At 72.4% G+C, this 24596-nt stretch carries 21 protein-coding genes; 16 read left to right on the forward strand and 5 right to left on the reverse strand.

The features are described from left to right. The first annotated feature begins 49 nt into the window (after positions 1 to 49). From QCD68_RS01565 to QCD68_RS01590, 6 genes are all read left to right on the forward strand, one after another. Positions 50 to 946, forward strand: coding sequence for an ABC transporter permease (locus QCD68_RS01565; protein WP_258376656.1), 897 nt, complete (start codon positions 50 to 52; stop codon positions 944 to 946). A 4-nt stretch (positions 947 to 950) separates the two neighbouring features. Next, entirely contained in the window at positions 951 to 2192 is a 1242-nt protein-coding gene (locus QCD68_RS01570; protein ID WP_221849647.1) for an ABC transporter ATP-binding protein, read from the forward strand. A 2-nt stretch (positions 2193 to 2194) separates the two neighbouring features. Further along, positions 2195 to 3322 carry a glycosyltransferase family 4 protein gene (locus QCD68_RS01575; protein WP_221849648.1) on the forward strand — a complete coding sequence of 376 codons (1128 nt, stop codon included), beginning with the start codon at positions 2195 to 2197 and terminating at the stop codon, positions 3320 to 3322. Then, positions 3319 to 4176: a glycosyltransferase family 2 protein gene (locus QCD68_RS01580; RefSeq protein ID WP_290157531.1), complete on the forward strand. Its 858-nt coding sequence runs from the start codon at positions 3319 to 3321 to the stop codon at positions 4174 to 4176. Before QCD68_RS01575 ends, QCD68_RS01580 begins: the two co-directional genes overlap by 4 nt. A 64-nt stretch (positions 4177 to 4240) precedes the next feature. Next, positions 4241 to 5386: a glycosyltransferase family 2 protein gene (locus QCD68_RS01585; protein WP_301221769.1), complete on the forward strand. Its 1146-nt coding sequence runs from the start codon at positions 4241 to 4243 to the stop codon at positions 5384 to 5386. 29 nt (positions 5387 to 5415) lie between these two features. Next, positions 5416 to 6744 carry a hypothetical protein gene (locus QCD68_RS01590; protein WP_301221770.1) on the forward strand — a complete coding sequence of 443 codons (1329 nt, stop codon included), beginning with the start codon at positions 5416 to 5418 and terminating at the stop codon, positions 6742 to 6744. Between the two features lie 3 nt (positions 6745 to 6747). Here the strand turns inward: QCD68_RS01590 and QCD68_RS01595 are convergent, their stop codons facing one another. From QCD68_RS01595 to QCD68_RS01610, 4 genes are all read right to left on the reverse strand, one after another. Then, positions 6748 to 8580 (reverse strand): glycosyltransferase family protein, encoded by a 1833-nt coding sequence (locus tag QCD68_RS01595; RefSeq protein WP_301221771.1) that lies wholly within the window; start codon positions 8578 to 8580, stop codon positions 6748 to 6750. Between the two features lie 113 nt (positions 8581 to 8693). Next, positions 8694 to 9557, reverse strand: a complete 864-nt coding sequence (gene rfbA / locus QCD68_RS01600; protein WP_301221772.1) for a glucose-1-phosphate thymidylyltransferase RfbA — start codon at positions 9555 to 9557, stop codon at positions 8694 to 8696. A gap of 12 nt (positions 9558 to 9569) precedes the next feature. After that, positions 9570 to 10181, reverse strand: a complete 612-nt coding sequence (locus tag QCD68_RS01605) for a dTDP-4-dehydrorhamnose 3,5-epimerase family protein (RefSeq protein ID WP_301221773.1) — start codon at positions 10179 to 10181, stop codon at positions 9570 to 9572. Between the two features lie 27 nt (positions 10182 to 10208). Then, entirely contained in the window at positions 10209 to 11318 is a 1110-nt protein-coding gene (locus QCD68_RS01610) for a glycosyltransferase (RefSeq protein ID WP_301221774.1), read from the reverse strand. A gap of 187 nt (positions 11319 to 11505) precedes the next feature. Here QCD68_RS01610 and QCD68_RS01615 point away from each other — a divergent pair, with 187 nt between their 5' ends. The 7 genes from QCD68_RS01615 to QCD68_RS01645 are packed head-to-tail and all read left to right on the forward strand — an operon-like array spanning position 11506 to position 20168. Further along, positions 11506 to 12447 carry a glycosyltransferase family 2 protein gene (locus QCD68_RS01615; protein ID WP_221849653.1) on the forward strand — a complete coding sequence of 314 codons (942 nt, stop codon included), beginning with the start codon at positions 11506 to 11508 and terminating at the stop codon, positions 12445 to 12447. Next, the gene (locus tag QCD68_RS01620; protein WP_301221775.1) at positions 12437 to 14170 is read left to right on the forward strand and encodes a glycosyltransferase family 39 protein; all 1734 of its coding nucleotides are present in this window, start codon (positions 12437 to 12439) and stop codon (positions 14168 to 14170) included. The genes QCD68_RS01615 and QCD68_RS01620 overlap by 11 nt, the downstream gene beginning before the upstream one ends. Further along, a complete protein-coding gene (locus QCD68_RS01625; protein WP_301221776.1) occupies positions 14167 to 15765 on the forward strand; it encodes a glycosyltransferase family 39 protein in 1599 nt (532 codons plus the stop codon). Before QCD68_RS01620 ends, QCD68_RS01625 begins: the two co-directional genes overlap by 4 nt. Then, positions 15762 to 16748, forward strand: a complete 987-nt coding sequence (gene rfbB / locus QCD68_RS01630) for a dTDP-glucose 4,6-dehydratase (RefSeq protein ID WP_221849656.1) — start codon at positions 15762 to 15764, stop codon at positions 16746 to 16748. The genes QCD68_RS01625 and rfbB overlap by 4 nt, the downstream gene beginning before the upstream one ends. Before the next feature lie 14 nt (positions 16749 to 16762). Next, positions 16763 to 17614 carry a dTDP-4-dehydrorhamnose reductase gene (gene rfbD, locus QCD68_RS01635; RefSeq protein ID WP_301221777.1) on the forward strand — a complete coding sequence of 284 codons (852 nt, stop codon included), beginning with the start codon at positions 16763 to 16765 and terminating at the stop codon, positions 17612 to 17614. Further along, positions 17611 to 18558, forward strand: coding sequence for an NAD-dependent epimerase/dehydratase family protein (locus tag QCD68_RS01640; protein ID WP_301221778.1), 948 nt, complete (start codon positions 17611 to 17613; stop codon positions 18556 to 18558). Before rfbD ends, QCD68_RS01640 begins: the two co-directional genes overlap by 4 nt. Further along, positions 18555 to 20168: a hypothetical protein gene (locus tag QCD68_RS01645; RefSeq protein WP_301221779.1), complete on the forward strand. Its 1614-nt coding sequence runs from the start codon at positions 18555 to 18557 to the stop codon at positions 20166 to 20168. The genes QCD68_RS01640 and QCD68_RS01645 overlap by 4 nt, the downstream gene beginning before the upstream one ends. On the opposite strand, the gene QCD68_RS01650 is transcribed toward QCD68_RS01645, so the two are convergent. Next, positions 20135 to 21313, reverse strand: a complete 1179-nt coding sequence (locus tag QCD68_RS01650) for a glycosyltransferase (protein WP_301221780.1) — start codon at positions 21311 to 21313, stop codon at positions 20135 to 20137. The genes QCD68_RS01645 and QCD68_RS01650 overlap by 34 nt on opposite strands. Positions 21314 to 21342: 29 nt before the next feature. Between QCD68_RS01650 and QCD68_RS01655 the strand changes: the two genes are divergently transcribed. From QCD68_RS01655 to QCD68_RS01665, 3 genes are all read left to right on the forward strand, one after another. Next, complete coding sequence (locus QCD68_RS01655; protein ID WP_221849661.1) at positions 21343 to 22416, forward strand: lysylphosphatidylglycerol synthase transmembrane domain-containing protein; 1074 nt, start codon at positions 21343 to 21345, stop codon at positions 22414 to 22416. Between the two features lie 55 nt (positions 22417 to 22471). Continuing rightward, on the forward strand, positions 22472 to 23614 hold the full coding sequence (locus QCD68_RS01660; RefSeq protein WP_253463581.1) for a glycosyltransferase family 4 protein: 1143 nt from the start codon (positions 22472 to 22474) through the stop codon (positions 23612 to 23614). 232 nt (positions 23615 to 23846) lie between these two features. Continuing rightward, entirely contained in the window at positions 23847 to 24572 is a 726-nt protein-coding gene (locus QCD68_RS01665; protein ID WP_301221781.1) for a hypothetical protein, read from the forward strand. Positions 24573 to 24596: the final 24 nt, after the last annotated feature.

Raw genomic sequence — 24596 nt, forward strand, 5'->3', positions numbered from 1 at the left:
CCGCCGATGTACAGTTGTCCGTCGCCCGCGTCGAATGTGAGGAAACACCTTGAGCAACATCGTCACCGAGCGGTTCGATCGGCTCCGCCAGGAGCGGATGATCCCGGCCGGTCGCCCGGCCACCGCCGTCATCGGGTCGATCCGAGAGGTCTTCGCGCACCGGCAGCTGCTCGACCTGCTGATCCGTCGTGACCTGAAGTCCCGGTACAAGGACAGCGCGCTCGGGTTCGCGTGGACGCTGATCCGTCCGCTCGTGCAGCTGGCGATCTACTACTTCGTCCTGGGCGAGATCCTCGGCGCGTCCCGCAACATCCCCGAGTTCGCGATCTACGTGTTCTCGGGTCTGACGCTCTACGGCCTGTTCAGCGAGATCGTCGCGGCGGGGACGGCGTCGATCGTCTCGAACGGCGGGCTGATCAAGAAGATCTACCTGCCGCGTGAGATCTACCCGCTGGCGAGCGTGGGCGCGGCGCTGTTCAACTTCGGCGTCCAGCTCGTCGTGCTCCTCGCCGCCGCGATCCTGCAGAGCGGCTTCGCCTGGGTGCGGCTCGACCTGCTCTACTTCTTCCCCGCGACCCTGGTGATCCTGATCTGGGCCACCGCGTTCGCGCTGCTGCTCGCCGCGGCGAACGTGTACCTGCGCGACATGCAGTACCTGGTCGAGGTCCTGGTGCTCCTGCTCATGTGGGGCTCCCCCATCGTCTACGCCTGGCAGATGGTCGCGACGCGGGCACCGGAGTGGCTCCTCACCCTCTACACGTCCAACCCCATCACGCTGGCCGTGCTCGGCATCCACCGGGCCTTCTGGACCGCGGGCCCCGACTCGGAGTACCCGGCACACCTGCTGCTGCGCCTGTGCGTCGCCGGGCTCGTCGGCCTCGTCGCGCTGCTGCTGTGCCAGCGCGTGTTCGCCAAGCTGCAGGGCAACTTCGCCCAGGAGATCTGATCCGATGACCATCGACGCCAACCTGACGCAGGAGACCCGCTCCCCGTTCTCGGACGCCCCCGCCGTGGTCACGGTGAAGAACGTCTCGAAGCGCTTCACGATCCGCAAGGACAACTCCCTCAAGGAGCGCATCGTCACGCTCGGTCGCGCCGGACGCCGCCACAGCGAGGACTTCTGGGCACTCAAGGACATCAGCCTGGACATCCCCGCCGGCACGACGATCGGCTTGCTCGGCCCGAACGGCTCCGGCAAGTCGACGCTGCTGAAGACCATCGGCGGCATCCTCGAACCGACCACCGGGTCCGTCGAGCGTCGCGGTCGCCTGGCCGCGCTCATCGAGCTCGGCGCCGGCTTCCACCCCGACCTGACCGGTCGCGAGAACGTCTACCTGAACGCCGCGATCCTCGGCCAGACGCAGGAGGAGACCGAGGCACGCTTCGACGACATCCTGCAGTTCTCCGGCATCGGCGACTTCATCGACACCCAGGTGAAGTTCTACTCATCCGGCATGTACGTCCGACTCGCCTTCGCGGTCGCGATCAACACCGACCCGGACGTCCTGCTCGTGGACGAGGTCCTGGCCGTCGGTGACGAGCAGTTCCAGAAGAAGTGCCTCGACAAGATCCGCGAGTTCCAGGCGCAGGGCCGCACGATCATCCTGGTGTCGCACTCCCTGGGACAGGTCCAGGAACTCTGCGACTCCGCCGTCGTGCTGCACCACGGCGAGGTGAAGTTCCAGGGCTCCGCGCGCCTGGCGGTGAAGAACTTCCGCGAGATCCTCGAGGGCCGCCGCATCGCCGAGGCCGAGGCCGCGCACCCGGAAGCGGACGCGAACCCCGGCAAGGTCGAGCACGTCGAGCTCTCGATCCCGGGCCGTGCGCCCGGCGCCGAGCACCACCACGGCGACGACCTCGTCATCCGCGCGACGTTCTCGCACAAGGACGTCCTGCCCGAGTGGCGTGCCGGCATCAAGATCGAGAACCACCTCGGCAACCCGGCCTTCGGCATCGACAGCCGCCAGACCCAGGTCCGGCACGACCCGCTCCGCGGGACGGCGACGGTCGAGTGGCACCTCAGTGACCTGCGCCTGGGCGGTGGGCAGTACTTCGTCCACGTGTTCCTGGCGAAGACGAACGGCGAGCACATCGTCATGGAGCGCGAGGCCGCCCGCTTCGTCGTGGTCGACGAGGACACGCAGTCGGGGATCGCCTGGACGAAGACCACCGAGCGCCAGGTCAAGGGCTGACGTTGGGCGGACTCCCGGTGCTGGTCGACGCCACGTCGATCCCACCGAACCGCGGCGGCGTGGCCCGGTACATCTCCGGGCTCCTGGCAGGGCTCGACGAACTCGGCGAGCACGTCGACGTGGTGGCGAAGCCGGACGACGTCGCGTGGCTCCGCGGGCTGGCGCCGGGACACCGCTACCACGCCGCTCCGGGGTGGACCGCCTCCCGGCCGCTGCGCCTCGTGTGGGAGCAGACCGGCCTGGTCGCCCTGACCCGGCGGGTGGGAGCCGCGGTCCTGCACAGCCCGCACTACACGTTCCCGGTGATCCGGGCCTCCCGGACCGTCGTCACCCTGCACGACGCGACCTTCTTCAGCGACCCGGCAGCGCACTCGACGCTCAAGGTGCGGTTCTTCCGCGCGTGGACGCGACTGGCCCGCCGTCTCGCCCGGGCGACCGTCGCGCCCAGCGCGGCGACCGTCCGCGAACTCGACCGGTTCGCCGGCCGACCGCGTCGCGCGACCGTCGTCGCGCACCTCGGCGTCGACCGCTCGCTGTTCCACCCGCCGACCGACGCCGACCTCGCCGCCTTCCGCGCGGCGCACGAGCTGGCGGCGGACGCCGAGTGGATCGCCTTCCTCGGCACCGTCGAACCGCGCAAGCGCGTGCCGGAACTCATCGCGGCACACCGGGCGCTCGGCGCCGAGCGGTCCGACGTCCCCGCGCTGCTCGTCGCTGGTGGGCTCGGCTGGGACGAAGCTGCCGAACGCGAGCTGACGGCTGCTGGTGACCGTCCGGGAGCACCGCTGCGCCACCTCGGGTACCTGCCCGTCGACGAGCTGCGGGCGCTGCTCGGCGGGTCGCGCGTCGTGGCCTACCCGAGCATCGCGGAGGGCTTCGGCCTGCCGGTGCTCGAGGCGATGGCCTCCGGTGCCGACGTCCTGACCACCGACCGCCTGGCGATCCCCGAGGTCGGCGGGGACACCGTCACGTACACCGAGCCCGACGCCGGCCCCATCCGCACCGCGCTGGCCGGACTGCTCGACGGCGACCCCGCCGACCGGGCCGACCGGATAGCCCGCGCACGCCGGCGAGCCGACGGGTTCACCTGGGCCGCCTGTGCCCGCGCGCACCTCGGGGTGTACCGGTGAGCGGCGAGGCCGCGGCACGCGCGGCGATCGTCACCGTCTCCTACAACTCGGGCGACGTCCTGCCGGCGTTCCTCGCCTCCGTGCCCGCGGCGAGCACGGACGCCGTCCCGGTGGTCGTCGCCGACAACGACTCGGCCGACGCCGACGCGCTGCGTGCCGTGACCGAGGCCGCCGGCGCACGGTTCCTGGCACTCGGTGAGAACCGCGGCTACGGCGGCGCCGTGAACCGGGCCGTCGCCACGCTCGACCCGGCGGTGCGGTGGGTCCTCGTGTCGAACCCCGACGTCGTCCTCGAGCCGGGCGCGCTCGACCGGCTCGTCGCCACCGCGGAGAGCGACCCGGGCATCGGTGCGACCGGTCCCCGGCTGCTCGAACCCACCGGCGAGGTCTACCCCTCCGCCCGCCTCGTGCCGTCCCTCCGGACCGGGCTCGGACACGCGGTCTTCGCGAACGTCTGGCCCGGCAACCCGTGGACCCGGCGGTACCGGCAGGACGGCGAACACGACGGGCAGCGCGACGCCGGGTGGCTCTCCGGAGCCTGCGTCCTGGTGCGCCGCGACGTCCTCGACCGGCTCGGCGGCTTCGACGAGGGCTACTTCATGTACTTCGAGGACGTCGACCTCGGCTGGCGCATCGGGCGTCTCGGGCTCCGGAACGTGTACGAGCCCGCCGCGACCGCGACCCACATCGGCGGGACCGCGACGCAGGGGTCCTCCGAGCGGATGCGCCGCGCACACCATGAGAGCGCGTACCGCTTCCTGGCGCGGAAGTACCCGGCCTGGTGGCTGTGGCCGCTCCGGCTCGTGCTGCGTGCTGCCCTCGCTGTGCGCGCCCACGCCACGAAGACCCGCTGACACGGTATCGTCGCTCGATCCGACCGCCTCCCCCGGCGACCCTGAACCCGGAAGAGCCCCACCCATGACCCTCGCTGTCACCCTGATGGTCCGCGACGAAGCGGATGTCGTCCCGGCCTGGCTGGACCACCACGTGGCCCAGGGCTTCGACGTCTTCGTCATCACCGACAACGGCTCGGTCGACGGCACCACGGAACTCCTCACCGCCTTCGCCGCGCGCACCGACGTCACCGTGGACCTCCGGCACGACCCGGTGCACCGGAAGCAGCAGGGCACCGTCGTCACCGGGATGGCCCGCGACGCCGCACGCACGCACCACGCCGACTGGGTCGTCAACGCCGACGCCGACGAGTTCATCCTGCCGGTCGACCGCTCCCTGACGGTGCGCCAGGTGTTCGAGCGTCTGGACCCGGCGGTCGGTGCGTTCACGGTGCCGGTGGTCAACATGACCGGAATGCTCGCCGAGTCCGGCGGCGGCATCGAGCGGCTGCACTGGCGCGACGAGCGATCGGTGCCCGAGCTCCAGGCGATCGGACTGATCGGTCCCCCGAGCACCAACGCCGTGCACGTCGGGGACCCCGACGTGACCGTCGTGCAGGGCAACCACCAGGTCAGCGTCGCGAACGGCGCCCCGGTGCCCGACGGGCTCCGGCTCGAGGTCCTGCACCTGCCCTGGCGGTCCTGGGCCCAGTACGAGCACCGGGTCGACGTCAGCGGCCGGGCGTACGAGGCGAACCCCGACCTGACCCCGAGCCCTCGCCACCACGGCATGCGGGACCTCCACCGCCTGCGGGAGGGCGTGCTGCAGGCGACCTTCGCGCTGCGCTTCGTCACCGACGAGGACGCTGCTGCCGGGCCCTTCACCCGTGACGACGGCATCGCCGAGGTGCTGCGCTCGGTCGGGTCGACCGCCCTGGACGCCGCTCCGGACCCGGTCGTGCCGGAGGGCGAGCTGCGCCGTCTGCAGGCCGTCGGCCACGCGGTCGTCGGCCGCGACCACCGGATCGAGACGCTCGAGGACGCCCTCCGCGCGAGCGAGGAGACCGCCGAGATGCTGCGGGCCACCGTGCAGTTCGAGCGGGACCGCGCCGAGGCCGCGCTGCACCGGGCGGCCGGGCTGGAGTCGGAGCTCGCCGCGATGCGCGGGCGCCGAGCCGTGCGCTACGCCGACAAGGCCCAGGCGATGGCGCGCCGCCTCCGCGGGCACTGAGCCGTCCTCGCCGCCGGTATTGTCATCGGGTGCAGTTGACTCTCGAGGCCCGTTCCCGTCGCGTCCTCACCCCGGTCGCCGCCGCCGCCATCGCCGTCGTGGTCGCCCTCGTCACGTTCGTCCGGATCCCCGAGACGGCACGCAACACGATGTGGGCCGACGACGCGTCCCGCTTCGTCGGCGAGAACATCCGGGTCGGTCTGCTCGAGTCACTGACGATCCCCTACGGCGGGTACCTGCAGTTCGTCCCGCGCATCGGCGGGTGGCTGGCGCTCCGCGCCGGCGACTTCGCGGGGCTGGCGCGTGACGTCACCATCGTCTCCTGCGGCATCGCCGGGCTCTTCGCCGCTCTGGTGTTCGTGCTCTCATCGCAGTTCGTCCGCCACACCTGGGTCCGGGTGCTGATCGGCCTGGTGCCGGCGTTCGTCCCGACGATCCCGATGGAGACCGCCGGCAACCTGGCGAACCTGCACTGGTACATCCTGGTGGCCACACCGTTCCTGTTCGCGTTCGTCCCGCGCCACTGGGTCTCCGGCGGCCTGCTCGGGGTCGCGGCGATGCTCATGACACTGTCCGAGACGCAGACCCTGCTGTTCGTGCCGCTGCTGCTCATCGGCATCAACCGGGTCCGGAAGTCGCCGGTCGTGGTCGGTGCCGTCCTCGGGCTCGCGACGCAGCTGATCTCCCTGAACCTGGCGCCCCGGACCGGGCGCAACGACGTCGACCTCGGCCTCTCCGACATCGCGGCCGGCTACCTCGTGCAGCCGTTCGCCAGCACGTGGACGACCGACGCGGCCCGCGTCGGCTCGATCGTCTTCCGACACGGCTGGTGGGTCCTCGCGGTGCCCTTCGCGGTGGTGCTCCTGGTGGTCGCCGTCGGGTTCTGGCGGGGCGTCGCGCCGCAGCGCATCATCCTCGGCTCGCTGGTCGTCGGATCGGCGGCGTCGTGGGCGGCGCCGCTCATCATCACCCCGTCGACCGGGTTCCTCTTCGCGCACTACACGCTCGAGCAGTTCGGCGAGTTCCACGTCGTCCGCTACACCGCGATCGCGTCGATGTTCATCATGATGGCGCTGCTCGTCGTCGTCGACGTCGCAGCCGGCACCCGGTGGTCCCGACTGCCCCGCTGGACCGGTCCGGTCCTCGGCGGCGTGGTGACGGCGACGCTCGTCGTCAGTGCGGTCGTCAACTTCACGGTGCCGTGGTCCACCCGCGACGTCGGCCCGCTGTTCAGCGACGGCGTGGTGACGGCGACCGAGCAGTGCGTCGGCAAGCCCGCCGACACGACGATCCTGATCCCGGCAGCCCCGAATCCGAACTGGAAGCTCGCGGCGTCCTGCGCCTACGTGCAGCGCTGACCGTCAGACGCCCCGGTGCCGGCGCACCGCGTCGAGGAGCACCTCGGCCCGGCGGACGAACGCGTGCTCCGACCCGACCCGCGCCCCGCGTGCGGCCCGGTCTGCCGCCGACGCGGTCTCCCCCTGCCGGACCAGCTCGCGGAGTTCGTCCACGCCCCGGTAGCTCCGGACGGCACCGTGGAACAACTCGTCGACGCCCGGTACCGGGTCGGTGAGCACGAGCGCACCGGTGGCGGCGGCGTCGAACAGCCGGTTGGACACGAACCCGTCGCGGGCCATGTCGTCCCAGTGGTCGTTGAGCACCACCCGGGCGCTGCGGTACAGCGACGGCAGCGCGTCGTTCGCGACGAAGACCCCGCGGTGCACCCCGTCCGGCAGCAGCCCCTCCCACCCCTCGCCCCAGACGGCGAGGTCGAGTCCAGCGGCCACCGCGTCGCGCACCACCGGGCGGAAGACCTCGCGGGTCTTGCCGACGAACGCGGTGTCGAGGTCGGCGTACTCCGGTGCGGCGGACCCCGGGTGGAACCGGGCCGGGTCCGTCGCCTGCAGGAGCGGTGCCACCTCGAGGCCGGTCTCCACGGAGACCCGGGCCGCCCACACCGGCCCTGCGGCGAAACGCAGGTCGTAGCGGGCCAGTTCGTCCGCCGACACGAGGTCGGGGTGCGAGATGACCCAGAGCACGTTCGTCGCCGCGGGGTGCACCGGGGTGTCGTCGAGGCCGCGGAGCGTCAGCGCGACGTCGTCGAGGTGCTCGGACGACGGACGGACGTGCGACTCGCGGTGGTCCACGACGACCTCTTGTCCGAGCGACCGCAGCGCCGTCGCGAGGTCGCGCGCGAAGAAGGTGTCACCCCAGTCGTCGCCACCGGGTCCCGGGTGGGCCGCGATCCGGATCGACCAGCGCAGTCGGGCACCGCGGTCACGCAGCGCCAGCCGTTCGGGGCCGCGTTCGGCTCGGACGACGGGCTCGCGGAGGGCGACGGGGGCGCCTGCCGGGTCGGCGGTGGGGACGCCCGGTACGAGTCCGGCGCGGGCGAGGGCCACAGCCGCGGTGTCGTCGGTCCGCGTCCGCCAGTGCACGAGCGCCGCTGCCGCATCCGTGTCGTAGCGCCGTTCACGGAGCACGCTGGTCCGGTACACCCGTCCCAGTGCGACGGCGACGCAGGGCCCGTCGGCAGCGTCCGCACTGTCCCGCGTGAGTCGCGCGATGGCGGTCCGGGTGTCGACGGTCCGGACCGGCAGCGCCAGGTCCCGGGTGCGGACGGCGAAGCAGGGCTCGTCGGCGGCGAACACCTCGGCACCGTCGAGCAGGTCCGCGTCCTCGGCGGGGTGTCCGCGCAGCAGGGAGGCGACCGGCGCGGTGCCGCGGACCAGCACGGCTCCGGCGCTGGCGACGAGGTCGTCACCGGTCCGGACCACACCCACCGCGACGGCCGCGCGGTCGAGTGCCGCCGTCAGCGTCGTGTACCCGCCGACGGGCATCGTCACGGACGCGTCCTGCACGACGACGACGGCGCTGCCGAGGAGCGGTCGCGCCGCAGCGACGGCACCGCCCCAGGTCGCCGCGACGGTCGCGCGGGCGACGACGTGGTCCGCCCCGGCGACGACCGGCGGGTAGACGCTCGTGGGCCCCGCGTGCACGTCGTACACGCTGACGACGACGGTCGTGGCGCCGGCGTCCCGCGCGGCCCGGACGGCCGGCAGGTGGGCGCCGTCACGGAACGCGGGTTCCGCCACCGTGACGACGACGTCGACGCCGTGGTCACCGGCTCGTGCAGGCCCGGTGACCAGCGACGTGTCGACTGGGAGGCGCGGCTCGTCCGGGTGCGTCGGCACCGGTCCCGACGGGGTCGCGTCGGGTGTCGATGGGGCACCGTCAGTCGCCGACGGGCTCGCGCCAGGGCCGTCGGACCGGCCGAGGAGCCGGCGCCACCCGGGCCGGGCCACCGTCAGCCGCGCAGCAGGTTCTGCAGGTAGACGCCGTAGCCGCCCTTGACGAGCGGTGCGGCGAGGTCGTCGAGCTGCGTGTCGTCGATCCAGCCGTTGCGCCAGGCGATCTCCTCGATGCAGCCGATCTTGAAGCCCTGCCGGTCCTCGATCACCTTCACGTACTCGGACGCCTGCATCATCGACTCGAACGTGCCGGTGTCGAGCCAGGCGGTGCCACGGTCGAGGACCTGCACGCCGAGCTCCCCCGCCTCGAGGTAGCGCTCGTTGACGGTCGAGATCTCGAGCTCGCCGCGGGCGCTCGGCTCGATGGTCTTGGCGATCTCGATGACCTTGTTGTCGTAGAAGTACAGGCCGGGCACGGCGTAGTTCGACTTCGGCTCCGCCGGCTTCTCCTCGATGGAGACGGCGGTGAAGTCGTCGTCGAACTCCACGACGCCGTACGCCTTCGGGTCGGCCACGTGGTACGCGAAGATCGTCGCGCCCTGCACCTCGGTGTTCTTGCGGAGGTTCGTACCGAGCCCGGTGCCGTGGAAGATGTTGTCGCCGAGGACCAGCGCCACGCTGTCGTCGCCGATGAAGTCCTCACCGATGACGAACGCCTGGGCCAGCCCGTCCGGGGACGGCTGCACCGCGTACTGGATGTCCATGCCGAGGGCCGACCCGTCGCCGAGCAGCGCCTTGAACTGGTCGTTGTACTCCGGCGTCGTGATGATCAGCACCTCGCGGATGCCGGACATCATCAGCGTCGACAGCGGGTAGTAGACCATCGGCTTGTCGTAGATCGGCATGAGCTGCTTGCTGATGCCCTTGGTGATCGGCCAGAGGCGCGTGCCGGAACCACCGGCCAGGATGATGCCCTTCATGGGGGTGCGTCCTTACTTCGTCGTGGTCCGGAGGGACTCGGTGTAGGCGAGGCACTCCTCGAACGTGGGGAGCAGCCCCTGCTCGGCGGCCTGCTCGAGGGTGGGCGCGCTGGTGTCCTTCTCGGACAGCACCGGCTCACCGATGCCGTCGGGCAGTTCGAGCCCGACGGTGGGGTCGAGGATGCTGATCCCCTTCTCGCGCTGGAGGTCGTAGTGCGCACTGACCAGGTAGTTCACCGTCGACTGGTCCTCGAGCGCGACGATGGCGTGACCGAGCCCCTCGGACAGGTACACGGCACGGCGGTCGACGTCGTCGATCCGGACGGAGTCCCACTGGCCGAACGTCGGCGAACCGACGCGGATGTCGATGATGTAGTCGATGAAGGCACCGCGGACGGCCGTGACGTACTTGGCCTGGCTCGGTGCGACCAGGGCGTAGTGGATCCCCCGCGCGACGCCGCGCGACGAGATCGACATGTTCACCTGACGGAGGTCGAGCGGGTGACCGACGGTCTCCTCGAGCACGTCCGCACGGTAGGCCTCGAGGAACGCACCCCGGGCATCACCGTGCTGGACGGGGGTGAACTCCCACGCGCCTTGGATCTTCAGTTCTCGGATCTGCACCGGGGCAGCCTAGCAAGACGGCTGCGCTCAGAGGCCGAGGGCTCCTCGCCAGTCGCCGTCGGCCGTCACGAGCCGCTCGGCACGCACGTACGACCGGGCCTGCGCCACCCGGTCGTCGGCCTCCCGGAAGGCGGTCCGCAGCGCCTGCTGCCACGCGGCCGGCTCGTTCGGGACGAGCAGACCGCCGTGCGCGTCGATGCCGGCGTAGGAGGGCCGGTCCGAGGCGACGAACGGCAGCCCGAGCATGCTGACCTCGAGGAACTTGAGGTCGCTCTTGGCGTCGTTGAACGGGTCGGCGGTGAGCGGTGCGACCCCCGCCGACCAGCGGTGCGCGTTGTCCCGGAGGAACGCCACGAACTCGGGGTAGTGCGTCGCCCCCTCGGGCAGGTCCAGGCGGTCGAACCAGTCGGCGTCGGAGTCCGTCACGCCGACCACCTCGAGGCGGACCGCGCGCCCGTCGTCGTCCACCATCCCGTCGAAGGCGGGCCGGAGCAGCGCCAGGTCGTCGCCGTGCGTCGCGGACCCCATGTAGAGGACCCGGCGAGGGCCGGTCGGGTCCGGGCGGGACGGGCCGGTCCCCCACAGCCCCGGCTGGACGGCGTTCGGCACGACCACCGCCGGGATGCCCGACGCCGCGAGCACCGTGCGGAGCGGCTCCGTCGACGTGACGACCACGTCGGCGGCCGCCACCAGGCGCTCGACGGACGCGAGTCGGTCGGGGTCGTACTCGGCGCGGACGAGCCGGGCACGGGCCTCCCGGCTGAAGAAGTCGTCGTCGACCTCCGCGACGATGCGGGTGCCCTCGCGGTGCGCGCGCTCGATCGCGGCGTCGAGCGAGGCGAGCGGGAAGGCGTCGCGCTGCACGAGCAGCACGTCGAGGTGGGCCGTGTCCGTCCCGTCCGCCCAACGGACCGGCTCGACCTGGGCGACGCGGGCCGCTCCGGAGGCGGCGAGCGCCGACATCCGGCCGGTGACGCGGATGTGCGCGGAGGCCGGGTGCACGCCGCCGGCGCCGTGCACGACGAAGCCGACCAGGGGCGGCGGCGCGGCGACGCCCGTCGGGTCGGCGACGGCCGTGGGCCGGGGTGCACCGCCCCGTCCGAGGAGGCGGGCGACGGACGAACGGAGGGAAGCCACGTCGCCATGGTGACACGGCGGCCCGTGACACGGCGGACCGGCGGGGGCGACGCCCCGCGCGGTCGGGCAGGGGCTCAGTAGACTCGACGTTCCGTGCCCCCGTGCCGTCGCGTCGCCCACGTAGGATGATGCGCGACTTCCGGGCCGGAACCCGCCGACCGTGAACATCCCAGGGACCCATCACCTCGTGAAACTGTTCGTCCAGATCCCCTGCCTCAACGAGGAGCAGACGCTCCCGTCCGTCCTCGAGACGATCCCGACGTCGATCCCCGGCATCGACGAGATCGAGATCCTGGTCATCGACGACGGGTCGACCGACCGGACCGTCGAGGTCGCTGCGTCGCTCGGCGTCCGGCACTTCGTGCGCCACACCACGAACATGGGTCTGGCGCGGTCGTTCCGCGACGGCGTGGACTACGCGCTGCTGCACGGGGCGGACATCGTCGTCAACACGGACGGCGACAACCAGTACCCGCAGTCGCAGATCGCGGACCTCGTCCAGCCGATCCTCCGCGGTGACGCCGAGATCGTCATCGGCGACCGCCAGACGCGGACGATCGAGCACTTCTCGGGCTTCAAGAAGCTCATGCAGCGCTTCGGGTCCTTCGTCGCCAGCCGTGCCGCCGGGCTGGACCTGCCCGACGCCGCGAGCGGGTTCCGCGCCTACTCGAAGTACTCGCTCATCCGGCTGAACATCGTCACGCGCTTCAGCTACTGCATGGAGACGATCGTGCAGGCGGGCTACAAGCGTCTGGCGATCGCGAGCATCCCGATCACGACGAACGCCAAGACCCGCGAGTCCCGGCTCTTCAAGAACATCTGGCAGCACATGTTCCAGTCCGGGTCGGCGATCGCCCGGGTGTACCTGATGTACCGGCCGATGGCGCTCTTCGCGTCGGTCAGTGCCGTGCTCGCCGCCTGTGGGCTCATCCCCTTCGTGCGGTACCTGGTCCTGCTCTGGGCGGACTCGGGCGGCAACCACCTGCAGTCGCTGATCCTCGGGCTCGTGCTCATCATCACGGCCGTGCTCTCCATCACCATCGGCGTCGTGGCCGACCTCACCCGCATGAACCGGACCCTGGCAGAGGAGCAGCTCGACCTGCAGAAGCTCCAGCGCTATGGCGACTGAGGTCGCCCCGCCGCGGACGACCCGGACACCGGTGCCGGCCGCTGTGCCCGTCCGACGTCGTGAGCTGGTCGTGGTGTCGCTGGTGACCGCCGGCTTCGCCCTCGTGCTGCTGCTGTGGGCCGTGCTCGTCCCGGCGTTCCAGGCCCCCGACGAGCGCGCGCACTTCGACGCCGCTCTGCACGTCGCGATCGGTGACGGCTGGCCCGAGCCCGGCGACCTGCACGTCCTCACCGCGATCGAGCACCTCGCACCGACCGACCAGACCTCGCTCGGCGACCTGCTCCGGCAGACCGACTCGGGCGACGGCGACACGGTCGACCAGATGACCCAGCACCCGCCGACCTACTACTTCCTGGCGGCCGGCGTCCTGCACCTGGTGCACTTCCAGGACCTCACCGTCGCCGCCGCCGTCACCGTGCTCCGGCTCGTCGGGGCCCTCGCCGCACTCCCCCTGCCGTTCCTCGCCTGGGCGACCGTGCGTCGGGTGACCGGCTCGCCCCGTGCCGCGGTCGTCGGGGCGTTCGCGGTGCTCGCGGTGCCGGAACTCGCATCGATCGCCGCGTCGGTGTCGAACGACGGCCCGGTGATGCTCTTCGCCGCGACCACGGTCTGGCTGGCCGCGCGCCTGCTGACCGGTGACCGCCGGACCCGGACCGCCGTGGCCCTCGGGGTCTCGCTCGGCCTCGCGCTGCTGTGGAAGGGGACGGCCCTCCCGCTCATCCCGTTCGTCGGGCTCGCCGTCGTGGTGGGGACCACCGGCCGACCGCTGCCGGCACGTCTCGTCCGTGGCGTGTGGGTGCTCGCCGTCGCCGCCGCGCTCGGCGCCTGGTGGTGGGTCCGCAACCTGCTCGTCCACCACCAGCTGCAACCGGACGGCTTCGCAGCGCTCCGACCGCCGCAGCCGTTCCCGACCGACACCGGTCCGGACCCCGTGTCCTTCGTCGGCGTCTCCTGGAGCACGATCGCCCGGACGTTCTGGGGCAGCTTCGGTGGCCGCGCCCAGTGGGTCGTCTCGCCCCTCTTCTTCGAGACCGCCACGGTCCTGGGCCTCGGTGCCGTCCTGGTCTGGGGCTTCCGACGCGGCCGTGGTCTCGGCACGGCCCTGACCCTCGCCGTGCTGCCGGTGACGATCCTGCTGCTGCAGAGCTGGACGACCTGGTCGAGCTACCTGCACACCACCTTCGTCGGCGGGACACAGGGGCGCTACTACTTCCCCGCGATGCTCGCGTTCATCGCCCTCAGCGCACTGGCCTGGCGCCGGGCGCTCCGGACCGAGCCCGGGCACCGGCGTGCCGTCGTGGTCGTCCCGGTCATCGCCGTGGTCGTGGCCGTCGCCGGCCCGCTGTACCTCTACGCGTCGGTCGCGGAACACATGCGCATCCGCGTGACGGCCCGCGGTCTCGACGTCCTCGCGACCACGAGTCCGGTGCCGGTCGGGGTCTCGATCGCGCTCTGGTGCGTGGCCGTCGTCCTGCTGGTCGCCGCGGTCGTCGTGCTCGCGGGCGCCGTCCGGTCCGCCGGCTGGGCCTCCCTTCCGGCGGTCGCCGGGTCCGACCCGGGAGGCGCGACACCGGCCCCTGGGACGGGTCCCGTCACCGGCGGCGTCGCGATCTCCGACACCGACACCGACACCGACGCCGGCTCCGGAGCGGTCGCGGCCACCGAGCCGGTCCCGCACGGCGGGTCCCCCGTGTCACACCCCGACGAGGAGGCCGGCCGATGAACGACGCCGCACACCCCCGCATCACACGCACCGAGGTCATCGGCGTCGTCGGGCTGACCGCCGCGTTCGCGCTGCTGCTCGTGACGTGGGCAGTCGTGTCGCCGCCGCTGCACGGGCCGGACGAACTCGCCTACGTGGACGCGAGCATGCACCTCGCACTCGGCGAGGCATGGCCCGCCGCCGGCTCGATGCACTACCTGCAGGGTCTCCTCGCCCAGGGGGTGCCGTCGCTCCCGCAGATCGCCGCCGACCGGGTCTCCTTCGGGACCCTCGTCGGCGACCAAGCCGTCAACACGCTGGTCAACCCGATGTCCCAGCACCCGCCGACCTACTTCCTGTTCCAGAGCCTGGTCGCGCGGGCGCTGGACTTCACCACGCGTCGCTGGGACGTCGTCGTCCTCGGCATGCGCCTGGTCGACGTGGCGCTGACGAGCGTCCTGCCGGCACTCGTCTGGGCGTCGGTCCGCCGGGCCACCCGGGCGCCGCGCCTCGCGCTGTTGTCGGCCGGTGCCCTCCTGCTGGTGCCGCAGCTCGCACAGTTCGGGTCGTCGGTGAACGCATGGGTGCCGGTCGTGACCGCGGGGGCGCTGGCCACCTGGCTCGGCATGCGCATCGCCACCGGGGACCGGTCCTGGTGGACGGTCCTGGCGCTCGGCGGATCGCTCGCCGTGGCCACCGCGGTGATGTCCGGCGGCGCGCTCCTCGTGCCGTTCGCGATCGTGGTCGTCCTCGCCTCCCGCTCCGACCTGGGCCGCGGCGGGCGGGTGCTCCGGGCGCTCGTCGTGCTCGCGGTGCCGGTGGTCGCCACCGGGTGGTGGTGGCTCGCTCGGCTCCGACGGACCGGCAGCCTGCAGCCCGACGCCCTGCCGACCACGACCACCCGGTGGCCGGCGGCCGAGGGTCCGGACCCGACGGCGTTCGCGGGGACCGTCTGGAACGGCCTGTCGGACTCGTTCTGGGGACGTCTCGGCCGCTACGAGTGGCCGCTGTCGCCGGTCCTGGTCGACTCCCTCACCGTGATCGCACTCGCCGTCCTCGTCTGGGCGGCGAGCCGACGGTCCGTCGACCGTCGACTCCTGCTGGTCACCGCCGTGTTCCCGGTCACCGCCGTCGTGGTCGTGCTGGTCCGTGACTGGGCGACCTACGTCGGACACACGGGCGTCACGGTCAACCAGGGACGCTTCCTGTTCCCCGCCGTCGCCGCGCTCGTCGTCATGCAGGCGATCGCGTGGCGTGGTCTCGTGCTCGAGGAGCGCACACGTCGTCGACTCGGCCGTGCCCTCGTGGTGGTCGGCCCGCTGGTCGCCGCGGTCGGTCTCGCGCTGGTCTACGGCGGCTCCTACGAGATGCTGCAGTTCCGGATCGGCGCGAACGGCATCGGCTTCCTCAGCACGACCACCCCGTACGGTCTCCGCGCCGTGGCCGCAGCACTGGCCGCACTGGTCGTCGTGGGGGCCGTCACCGGCGTCGTGATCTGGCGCTGGCTCGGTGCTCCGCCCGCCCCGCCGGTGCCGTCCGGTGCCCCGACGCGGCCAGCCACTGCCCCACTAGACTCTCTGCCGACCGTCACCACGAACCGAAGGAATGACCCGTGAAGATCCTCGTGACCGGAGGGGCCGGCTTCATCGGCTCGAACTTCGTCCGCCGCACGCTGCAGGACGCCTACCCCGGCCTCGAAGGTGCCGACGTCGTCGTCTACGACGCGCTGACCTACTCGGGCAACCTCGAGAACCTCGCACCCGTCGCGGACTCCCCCCGCTACACCTTCGTGCAGGGTGACATCACCGACGCCGCGAAGCTCGACGAGGTCGTCCCGGGCATCGACGCGATCGTGCACTTCGCCGCCGAGTCCCACGTCGACCGTTCGGTCCGCGACTCCGGCATCTTCGTCGAGACGAACGTCGTCGGCACGCAGCGCCTGCTCGACGCCGCACTCCGCCACGGGACCGAGCGCTTCGTGCACGTCTCCACCGACGAGGTCTACGGCTCGATCAGCGAGGGCTCGTGGGACGAGGAGCGTCCGCTCGAACCGAACTCGCCGTACTCGGCGTCGAAGGCCGGCAGCGACCTGCTCGCGCGCAGCTACCACCGCACGCACGGGCTGAACCTCTCGATCACGCGCTGCTCGAACAACTACGGGCCGTACCACTTCCCGGAGAAGGTCATCCCGCTGTTCGTCACGAACCTCATCGACGACCGGCACGTGCCGCTCTACGGCGAGGGCAACAACATCCGCGACTGGCTGCACGTCGACGACCACACCCGCGGCATCGCGATGGTCCTCACCAAGGGCCGCGCGGGCGAGATCTACAACATCGGCGGCGGGACCGAACTCACCAACAAGGAGCTCACCCAGCTGCTCCTCGACGCCACCGGCAAGGACTGGTCGTACGTCGACCGCGTCCAGGACCGTCTCGGCCACGACCTCCGCTACTCGGTCGACATCTCGAAGATCCAGGCCGAGCTCGGCTACGAACCGCAGGTGCCGTTCGAGCAGGGCCTCGCCGACGTCGTCCAGTGGTACCGCGACAACCGCGCCTGGTGGGAGCCCCTCAAGGAGCGTGCGGCGCTCAGCTGAGCCCGTCGACGACGATGACGCGCACCCTCATCACCGGCGCCGCCGGCATGCTCGGCCGTGACCTGCAGCTCGCGCTGCGAGGTCGTGACGTGACCGCCCTCGGCCGAGCCGACCTCGACATCACCGACCCGGACGCGGTCGACGCCGCGGTCGCCGGCCACGACGTCGTGATCAACTCCGCGGCGTACACGAAGGTGGACGACGCGGAGACCCACGAGGACGAGGCCGGAGCGGTGAACGCCACCGGCCCGAAGCTCCTGGCCGAGGCGGCGGTCCGCCACGGCGCCAAGCTCGTGACGATCTCGACGGACTACGTGTTCGACGGCAACGGCACCGCGCCCTACGCCGAGGACGCCCCGACCGACCCGCTGAACGCCTACGGGCGGACCAAGGCGGCCGGCGAGGCGTTCGTGCGGCAGATCGCGCCGGACTCGTCGTACATCGTCCGCACCGCGTGGATCTACGGCGAGCACGGGCCGAACTTCGCCGCGACGATGCTGCGGCTCGCCGCCACGCACGACACGGTGTCGGTCGTCACGGACCAGGTCGGACAGCCCACCTGGACCGGGGACCTGGCTGCGCGCATCGTCGAACTGGTCGACACGGACGCCCCGGCCGGCATCTACCACGGCACGAACTCAGGCCAGGGCTCCTGGTACGACTTCACCCGCGCGATCTTCTCGGAGAACGGGCTGGACCCGGAGCGCGTACTGCCCACCGACAGCGCGTCCTTCGTCCGACCGGCACCGCGCCCGGCGTACAGCGTGCTCGGGCACGACGCGTGGTCCCGTGCGGGCCTCGCGCCGATGCGCGACTGGCGCGAAGCACTGCACGCCGCCGTCGCGGCGGGAGCCCTCTCCGCGTGAGCGACACCACCACCTCGCTCGTCGTCGGCGGCGGCGGGTTCCTCGGCCGGTCGGTCGTCCGGGCCCTCGAGCGGATCGGCGACCAGGTCGTCGTCCCCCGGGTCCCGTGGGGCGACACCGAGGCGGCGGCCGAGGTGCTGGTCGAGGCCGTCGCCGGCCTGCGTCGGGGCACGACGCCCTGGCGCCTGGTGTGGTGCGCCGGGACCGGGATCGTGACGACCGGGGACGACGCCTTCACCGCGGAACGCGAACTGCTCGAGCGTGTGCTCGACCCCGCGGCGACGGCACCCGGTCCCGACGGCGGGGCTGCCGGCACCGCCTTCCTGGCGTCGTCCGCGGGTGCGACCTACGCCGGTTCCGACGGGGTGCCCTTCGACGAGACCACCGAACCACGACCGCTCGCGCCCTACGGCCGGACCCGGCTCGTCGCCGAGCAGCGGTTCGCCTCGTGGGCCGACGCGGTGGGTGCACGCCTGGTGATCGGCCGGATCGCCAACCTCTACGGCCCGGGGGCGAACCTCGAGAAGCCGCAGGGCCTCGTGTCGCAGCTCGCCGCCGCGCACGTCGAGGGCCGGACGTCGTCGATCTACGTCCCGTTCTCGACCACCCGCGACTACCTGTACATCGACGACGCGGGTGCGATGGTCGCCGGCGCCCTCGAACTCGTCGCGGAGCAGCCAGCGGGCACCGTCGTGACGAAGATCTTCGCCTCCCAGCGGGGGCACTCCATCGCCGAGGTGGTCGCGGCCGTCGGTGCCGCGTTCGGCGAGGACCTGCGGATCGAGCGGGGCCAGCACGACTCCGCCGGCCTGCACGGCCTCGACCTGCGGTTCCGGTCCACCGTGCTCCCCGAGCTCGACGACCGGAGCCTGATGCCCTTCGACGAGGGCGTGCGCCGCACCGTCGACTCCGTCCGAACCGCCCGAGGGGGACACCGAGCATGACCGGACCAGCACCGCGGACCGCACGGATCGCCGCGTGGACGCATGCCCACCCGTGGGCCGGCATCACCGTCTGGAGCGCGGTCGTGTTCCTGCTCGCCGCGTCGGTGGCACGCGCGTTCACGTACCCGCCGCTCAACGGCGGCGACGAGCCGGCGCACTTCGACTACATCATCACGGTGTGGCACGGTCACCTGCCGGTCTTCGAGAACGGGTTGACCTACCGGGCGCCGTTCGGGGCCGGTGTGCCGGTCCAGTGGGTCTCGCAACACCCGCCGCTGTACTACCTCCTGCTCGCCCCGGTGGTCGGCCCCCTGTTCGACCACGGTCACGCCCTGCTCGCGGTGATGGCGGGCCGGATCGGCAGCGGCCTGATGATCGCGACGGCGGTGCCGGCCGCGGCGTGGGGCGTCTGGCGGACCTTCCCGGGCGCACGTCGCCTGCCCGGCGCGGTCGCCGTGCTCACCGCACTGGCCGGCATGATCATCCAGCAGGGGTCGTCGATCTACAACGACGCCCTGTACTACCCGCTCGTCGTGCTGGCCTGCGGGATCGCCGGAGCCGCCCTCCGGTCCGGGGTCAGCCGCCGTCTGCTCGTGGCGGCCGCGCTCGTCGGCGCCGCCGGGATGACGACGCGCCTGTCGTTCGCGCTCTGGCTCGTCGCCCTCGTCGTCGCGCTGCTGCTCGCGCCGGACGTCCGCCTCGGCCGCTTCACCGGCATCCCCGCCCGCATCGTCGCGGCGGTGCTCCCGGTGCTCGCCGCAGGTGCGGCCTCCGGCTGGTTCTACCTGCGGAACGAGCGCATCACCGGGAACTTCAGCGGGCGGCACGCCGAGTGGGGGCTCGAACACGCGCATCGGGTGGAGCGTCCGATGGTCGACATCGCCCAGGACCCGGGTTTCTACCGTGGGCTCTTCGGGGTGTACCGCGGCGTCCTCGATCCGCTGTCCTGGTCGACGTACCTGCTCCTGGTCGTCCCCCTGGTGCTCGCGGTGCTCGCCGGCGTCTGGGTACTCGTCCGTCGCCGTCCGACCCGTGCCGACGCCTCCGTCGCACGCTCGGTGGCACGCGCCTCCGTCCGGGCCGAGCGGCGTGACCGCCTGTCGACGGCGCTGATCGTCGCCATGTACGTCGTGGTGACCCTGCTGCTGCTCGCGAGCCAGGTCGACTACGTCTCCGGCGGCGGTGCAGCCAACACGCGGTACTCGTTCACCGCGCTCCCGATGATCATCATCGCGATGGCCGTGGGTCTCACCGCGTGGCGCCCGCTGTCCGGTGTCCTCATCGGACTGTGGATCGTCGGCGCGATGCCGCCCTACCTGTCGCTCGTGGACCTCTTCGTCACGAGCATCGTGCCGCACGCGGCGGCGGTCGTGCAGGTCGCCTTCGCCGTCTCGCTGGTCGGCATCGTCGGGATCGTCATCGGGGTGTTCCTCGACTCCAGGGTCCTCCAGGACGCCCGGGCGGCGGGCCTCGCGCGACGACTCCCCACCACCGGAACGCCCGGCGCTGACCGGAAGGATTCCGACCAGACCGAGCCCGACTCGACCGAGCCCGACCCGAGTGAGCCCGACGAGGTTCAGCCGCGCGCTGCGCGCAACAACGTCCGGTAGCGCTCGGCGACGGCGTCCACCGAGTAGGCGGACGCCGTCTCCGCGGCAGCCCGACCCAGCTGGAGGGCGAGGTCGGGATCCGCGAGCAGACGGTCCATGGCCGCGGCGAGTGCGACCGCGTCGCCGGGCTCGACGAGCAGTCCGTTGACGCCGTCCTCGACGACGTCGACGATGCCGGGGACGGCACTCGCGATCACGGCGCACCCGGCCGACATGGCCTCGAGCAGGGCGACCGGCAGTCCGTCCCGGTCGCCGTTCGCCGCCGGCACCGAGGGGTAGAGCGCGATCGACGCACGGGCGTACTCCGCCGCCAGCGCGTCCTTGCCCCGCGCTCCGACGAACGACACGCCCGAACCGGCACGTGCCTCCAGCGGTCGGCGCAGCGGTCCGTCACCCACGACGACGACCTCCGTCGGCGCGACGGTCACGCGCTCGAGCGCGTCGAGCAGGACGACCGCGCCCTTCTTCTCGACGAGTCGACCGACGAACAGCACCCGCCCGGCGACCCGCGTCTCGCGCGCCGTGGCCGCGGCGATCGGCGCCTCGTCGACACCCATCGGGACGACGTGGACCTGCTCGGGACGGGCGCCGAGGGCCGCCAGCTCGCGCGCCATGTCGGTGCTCATGCAGGTCACCGACGCGGCACTGCGGACCACGGACCGCTTGACGGCCTGGAGGACCGGGTGCCGCAGGGCGTACAGGTCGCCGCCCAGCGTGGTCACGACCCGCGGCAGGCGTCCGAGCACGAGGCGACCGACGGCCCCCTGCGGGATGATCCAGTGCAGGAGCGCCACGTCCGGCCGGGAGCGACGCTGCTCGCGGACCAGCGCGGCGGCCATCGCGCCGAAGAAGAACGGGACCTGCAGCCACCGCGTGCGGTCGGCCTTGAGGTTGTCGACGATCGCGCCGTCGGCCAGGTCGCGCCAGCGTGCCGGGAAGTACCCGTAGCGGCGGACCTCGACGTCACCGATCCGCTGGTGTGCCCGGGCGCCGCGGGTCATCGGTGCGACGACCACGACGCGGTACTCGTCCGCCAGCGCCAGCGCCAGGTCGAGGACGAAGCCCGGGGTGCCGTCACCCGGTTCGGCCGGGAACGTCGACGCGGCGACGAGCAAGGTCGGACGGACGGCAGGATCGGGATTCATGCGGCGCGCTCGCTTAGAGTTGTCAGTCGATGGACGCACGACAGCCTACGGGGTCCGCGGCGTCACGCCCGGAACCGACCGCCGACTCCCCTGACCCCCTCGGGACGCCCCCGACCCGGGGCCGTCGAGAGCGCGTCCTGACCCTCGTCAAGTGGGCCGCCGCGGTCGTCGCGATCGGTCTCCTGGTCTGGGGCGTCGCCCGGCAGTGGGACGCGATCGTCACCGACTTCGCGCGCCTCGACGTGGCGACCGTCAGCATCGGCCTGGGCGCGACGCTGGTCGCCCTGGTCGCCAACATGCTGTCCTGGCGCTCGATGATGGCGGCGACCGGCTTCCACGTCCGTCCGGCAGCGGCCTCCTCGATCTTCTTCGTCGGCCAGCTCGGCAAGTACATCCCGGGCGGGGTCTGGGCGATCGCGGCGCAGGCCGAGCTCGGACGGGCACACGGACTGGCCCGTTCCGGCAGCGCGGTGGCCTCGCTCGCCTCGATGCTCGTGAGCATGGTCACAGCCGCACTGGTCGGCATCGTCGCGCTGCTCTTCTCCGCGTCCGACGGCCTCGCGCACTACTGGTGGCTCGCGGTCGTCGTGGTCATCGGTCTGGTCGCGCTGACCCCTCCGGTCCTCAGCCGACTGATCGCCATCGCCTTCCGTCTGCTGCGCCGACCGGCCGAGCCCACGGTGTTGACCTGGGGCGGCACGCTCGCGTCGATGGCGTGGTCGATCGTGATGTGGCTGGCCTACGGCGTGCAGGCGACGTTCGTGCTGCGGACGTTCGGGGCCGACTCGCCGTCGGTGTTCGCGGTGTCCACGGGCGCGTACGCGGTCGCCTGGCTGGTCGGGTTCCTCGTCGTCATCGCCCCCGCGGGTCTCGGCCCCCGGGAGGGCGTGCTGGTGCTCCTCCTCGCCAGCGTCGTGCCGCCCGCGGGTGGCGCCGCCCTCGCCCTCGCGGTCGTCAGCCGGGTGTTCATGACCATCGGCGACGTCGTCCTCGCCGGCATCGGGTCGGCCCTCGCCGTCCGACACCGTCGCGCCCTGGCCGGCGTGCGCCCGCCTGCGGTCGACACCAGCGACCTCCCCGGTTCTGCCGAACGCCACTGGTAGCCTCGTCAGTCGTCCCCCGCACCACCCGGACCGCACCACCGAGGAGCCCTGCCAGATGACCACTCTCCGCGTGATCGTCGACCAGGTGCTCGCACCGGTACCCGGCGGCATCGGCCGCTACGCGGAGGAACTCACCCGGCAGCTGATCGCGACCGCCCCGGACGGCTGTGACGTCGAAGCGGTCGTCTCGGCGTCCTCGGCCGCCGAACTCGAACGGCTCCGGATCCTCCTGCCCGGGCTCGCCGGCCTCGACCGACTGGCACTGCCCCGACGTGAGCTGTCCCTCGCGTGGCAGGGCGGTCTGGCCCACGGTGCCTCGCACGGCATGGTGCACGCCCCGAGCGTCCTCGCCCCGCTGGTGAAGCACGACCGGGTGCAGGAGCCGGGCCGGCAGACGGTCGTCACCGTGCACGACACCGTGCCGTGGACGAACCCGGAGACCCTGACCCCGCGCGGCGTGCACTTCCACAAGGCGATGGTGAAGCGTGCGTACAAGTACGCCGACGCCGTCGTCGTGCCGACCCACGCCGTGGCCGCGCAGCTCAACGAGATCCACCGGTTCGACGACCGCCTGCGGGTCATCGGCGGCGCACCGAGCGGCCGCCTGCGCGTGCCGGTCGACGCCGACCTCCGCGCCGAGCGGCTCGGACTCCCCGAACGCTACGTCCTGGCCGTCGGCACGCTCGAACCGCGCAAGGGCCTGACCGCCCTCATCGAGGCCATGGCCCACCCCGAGGCGCCGGACGACGTCCCGCTGGTCATCTCCGGGCCGGACGGCTGGGGCGACGTCGACGTGCACGGCACCGCCGAGCGCGCCGGACTCGACCCGTCCCGGGTGAAGGTGCTCGGGCGCGTCGACGACGCCGACCTCGCCGTGGCCTACGACCGTGCCACCGTCTTCGTGTTCCCGAGCCTCGCCGAGGGCTTCGGACTCCCCGTGATCGAGGCGATGAGCTTCGGCGTGCCGGTCATCCACTCCGACGACGACGCCGTCACCGAGGTCGCCTCCGACGCCGGCATCAGCGTCGCGCGCAACCCGCGTGCGTCCTACCCGGAGCGGCTGGCTCAGGCGATGTACCAGGTCGTCAACGACCCGCACCTCGCCGGGCAGCTCGCGATCGCCGGGCCGGACCGTGCGCGGATGTTCGACTGGCGCGACTCCGCCCTCGAGACCTGGCAGCTGCACGCCGACCTCTGACCCTGTCCACTCCGGCGTGCGGCGTCCCGCCGGCAATTCGGCCGGTTCCGTCCGGCGTCGCACGACTCCGTCCGATCCGAACCGCGGGATCCGCGGGTCCGGACGGGTTCCGGTGGGGCGGCGTCCGCCGGAACCGGTGGATCCCCTCGGGTGCGTCACGGCTCGGCATCGATCGTCGGCTCCCGCCGTGTCCCTGGCCGGGAGGCTCGTCCCTGCCTGCCAGGATCGGCTCATGACCCGTCGTCACCCGTCCACGGCCCTCACCGCCGCCATCACCGTCGGCGTCGGTGCGGCCCTGTTCCTCACCGCCTGCTCGGGCGGCGACACCCCGGCACCGACCCGGAGCGCGACGGCCACCGCGACGACGACCCCGAAGCCGACCCGGACCCCCTCGCCGACCCCGACGGCGACCACCCCGGCCGTCCCGTCCACCCCCGCGAGCGCCACGGCAGCACCGGCTCCCGGTGACGGCGGCGGCTCCGACGGCGGCGACGCCGACGGGTCCGGACAGGGCACCGGGAACGGCGGCGGCGTCACGAACCCCGTCAGCGTCGACTTCGGCACCGTCACCCAGCAGGGCATCGCGGCGGCCGGCGGCGGCAAGGTCGTCTCCCTCGCCGGCTCGGGTGACCTCTGGACCGTGGTCGTCGCCGGACCGGACGGGTCGCTCACGCAGTCCGTCGTGTCCGCCACGCTCGGCCGGGTCACGTCCGGGCCGTTCCCGAAGGACTCGGACGCCGCGACGAAGACGGCGAACACAGCACGCGCTGCCGGCCTGCGGGTCGACGCGAACGCGGCCGCGGCGAAGGCGACCGCGGCCGTCCCGGGCAGCTCACTCCGCAGCCTGCAGCTCGGTGGCAGCGGTTCCGCACCGGTGTGGACCGCGACGGTCGCCGCCGGTGGAGCCACCCGTACCGTGACCGTGGACGGCGTGACGGGCGCGGCCCGGGCCTCCTGACCGACAGGTCGTCCTGGTGGCCGG

The sequence above is a fragment of the Curtobacterium sp. PsM8 genome, from assembly GCF_030433875.1.
GTDB lineage: Bacteria > Actinomycetota > Actinomycetes > Actinomycetales > Microbacteriaceae > Curtobacterium.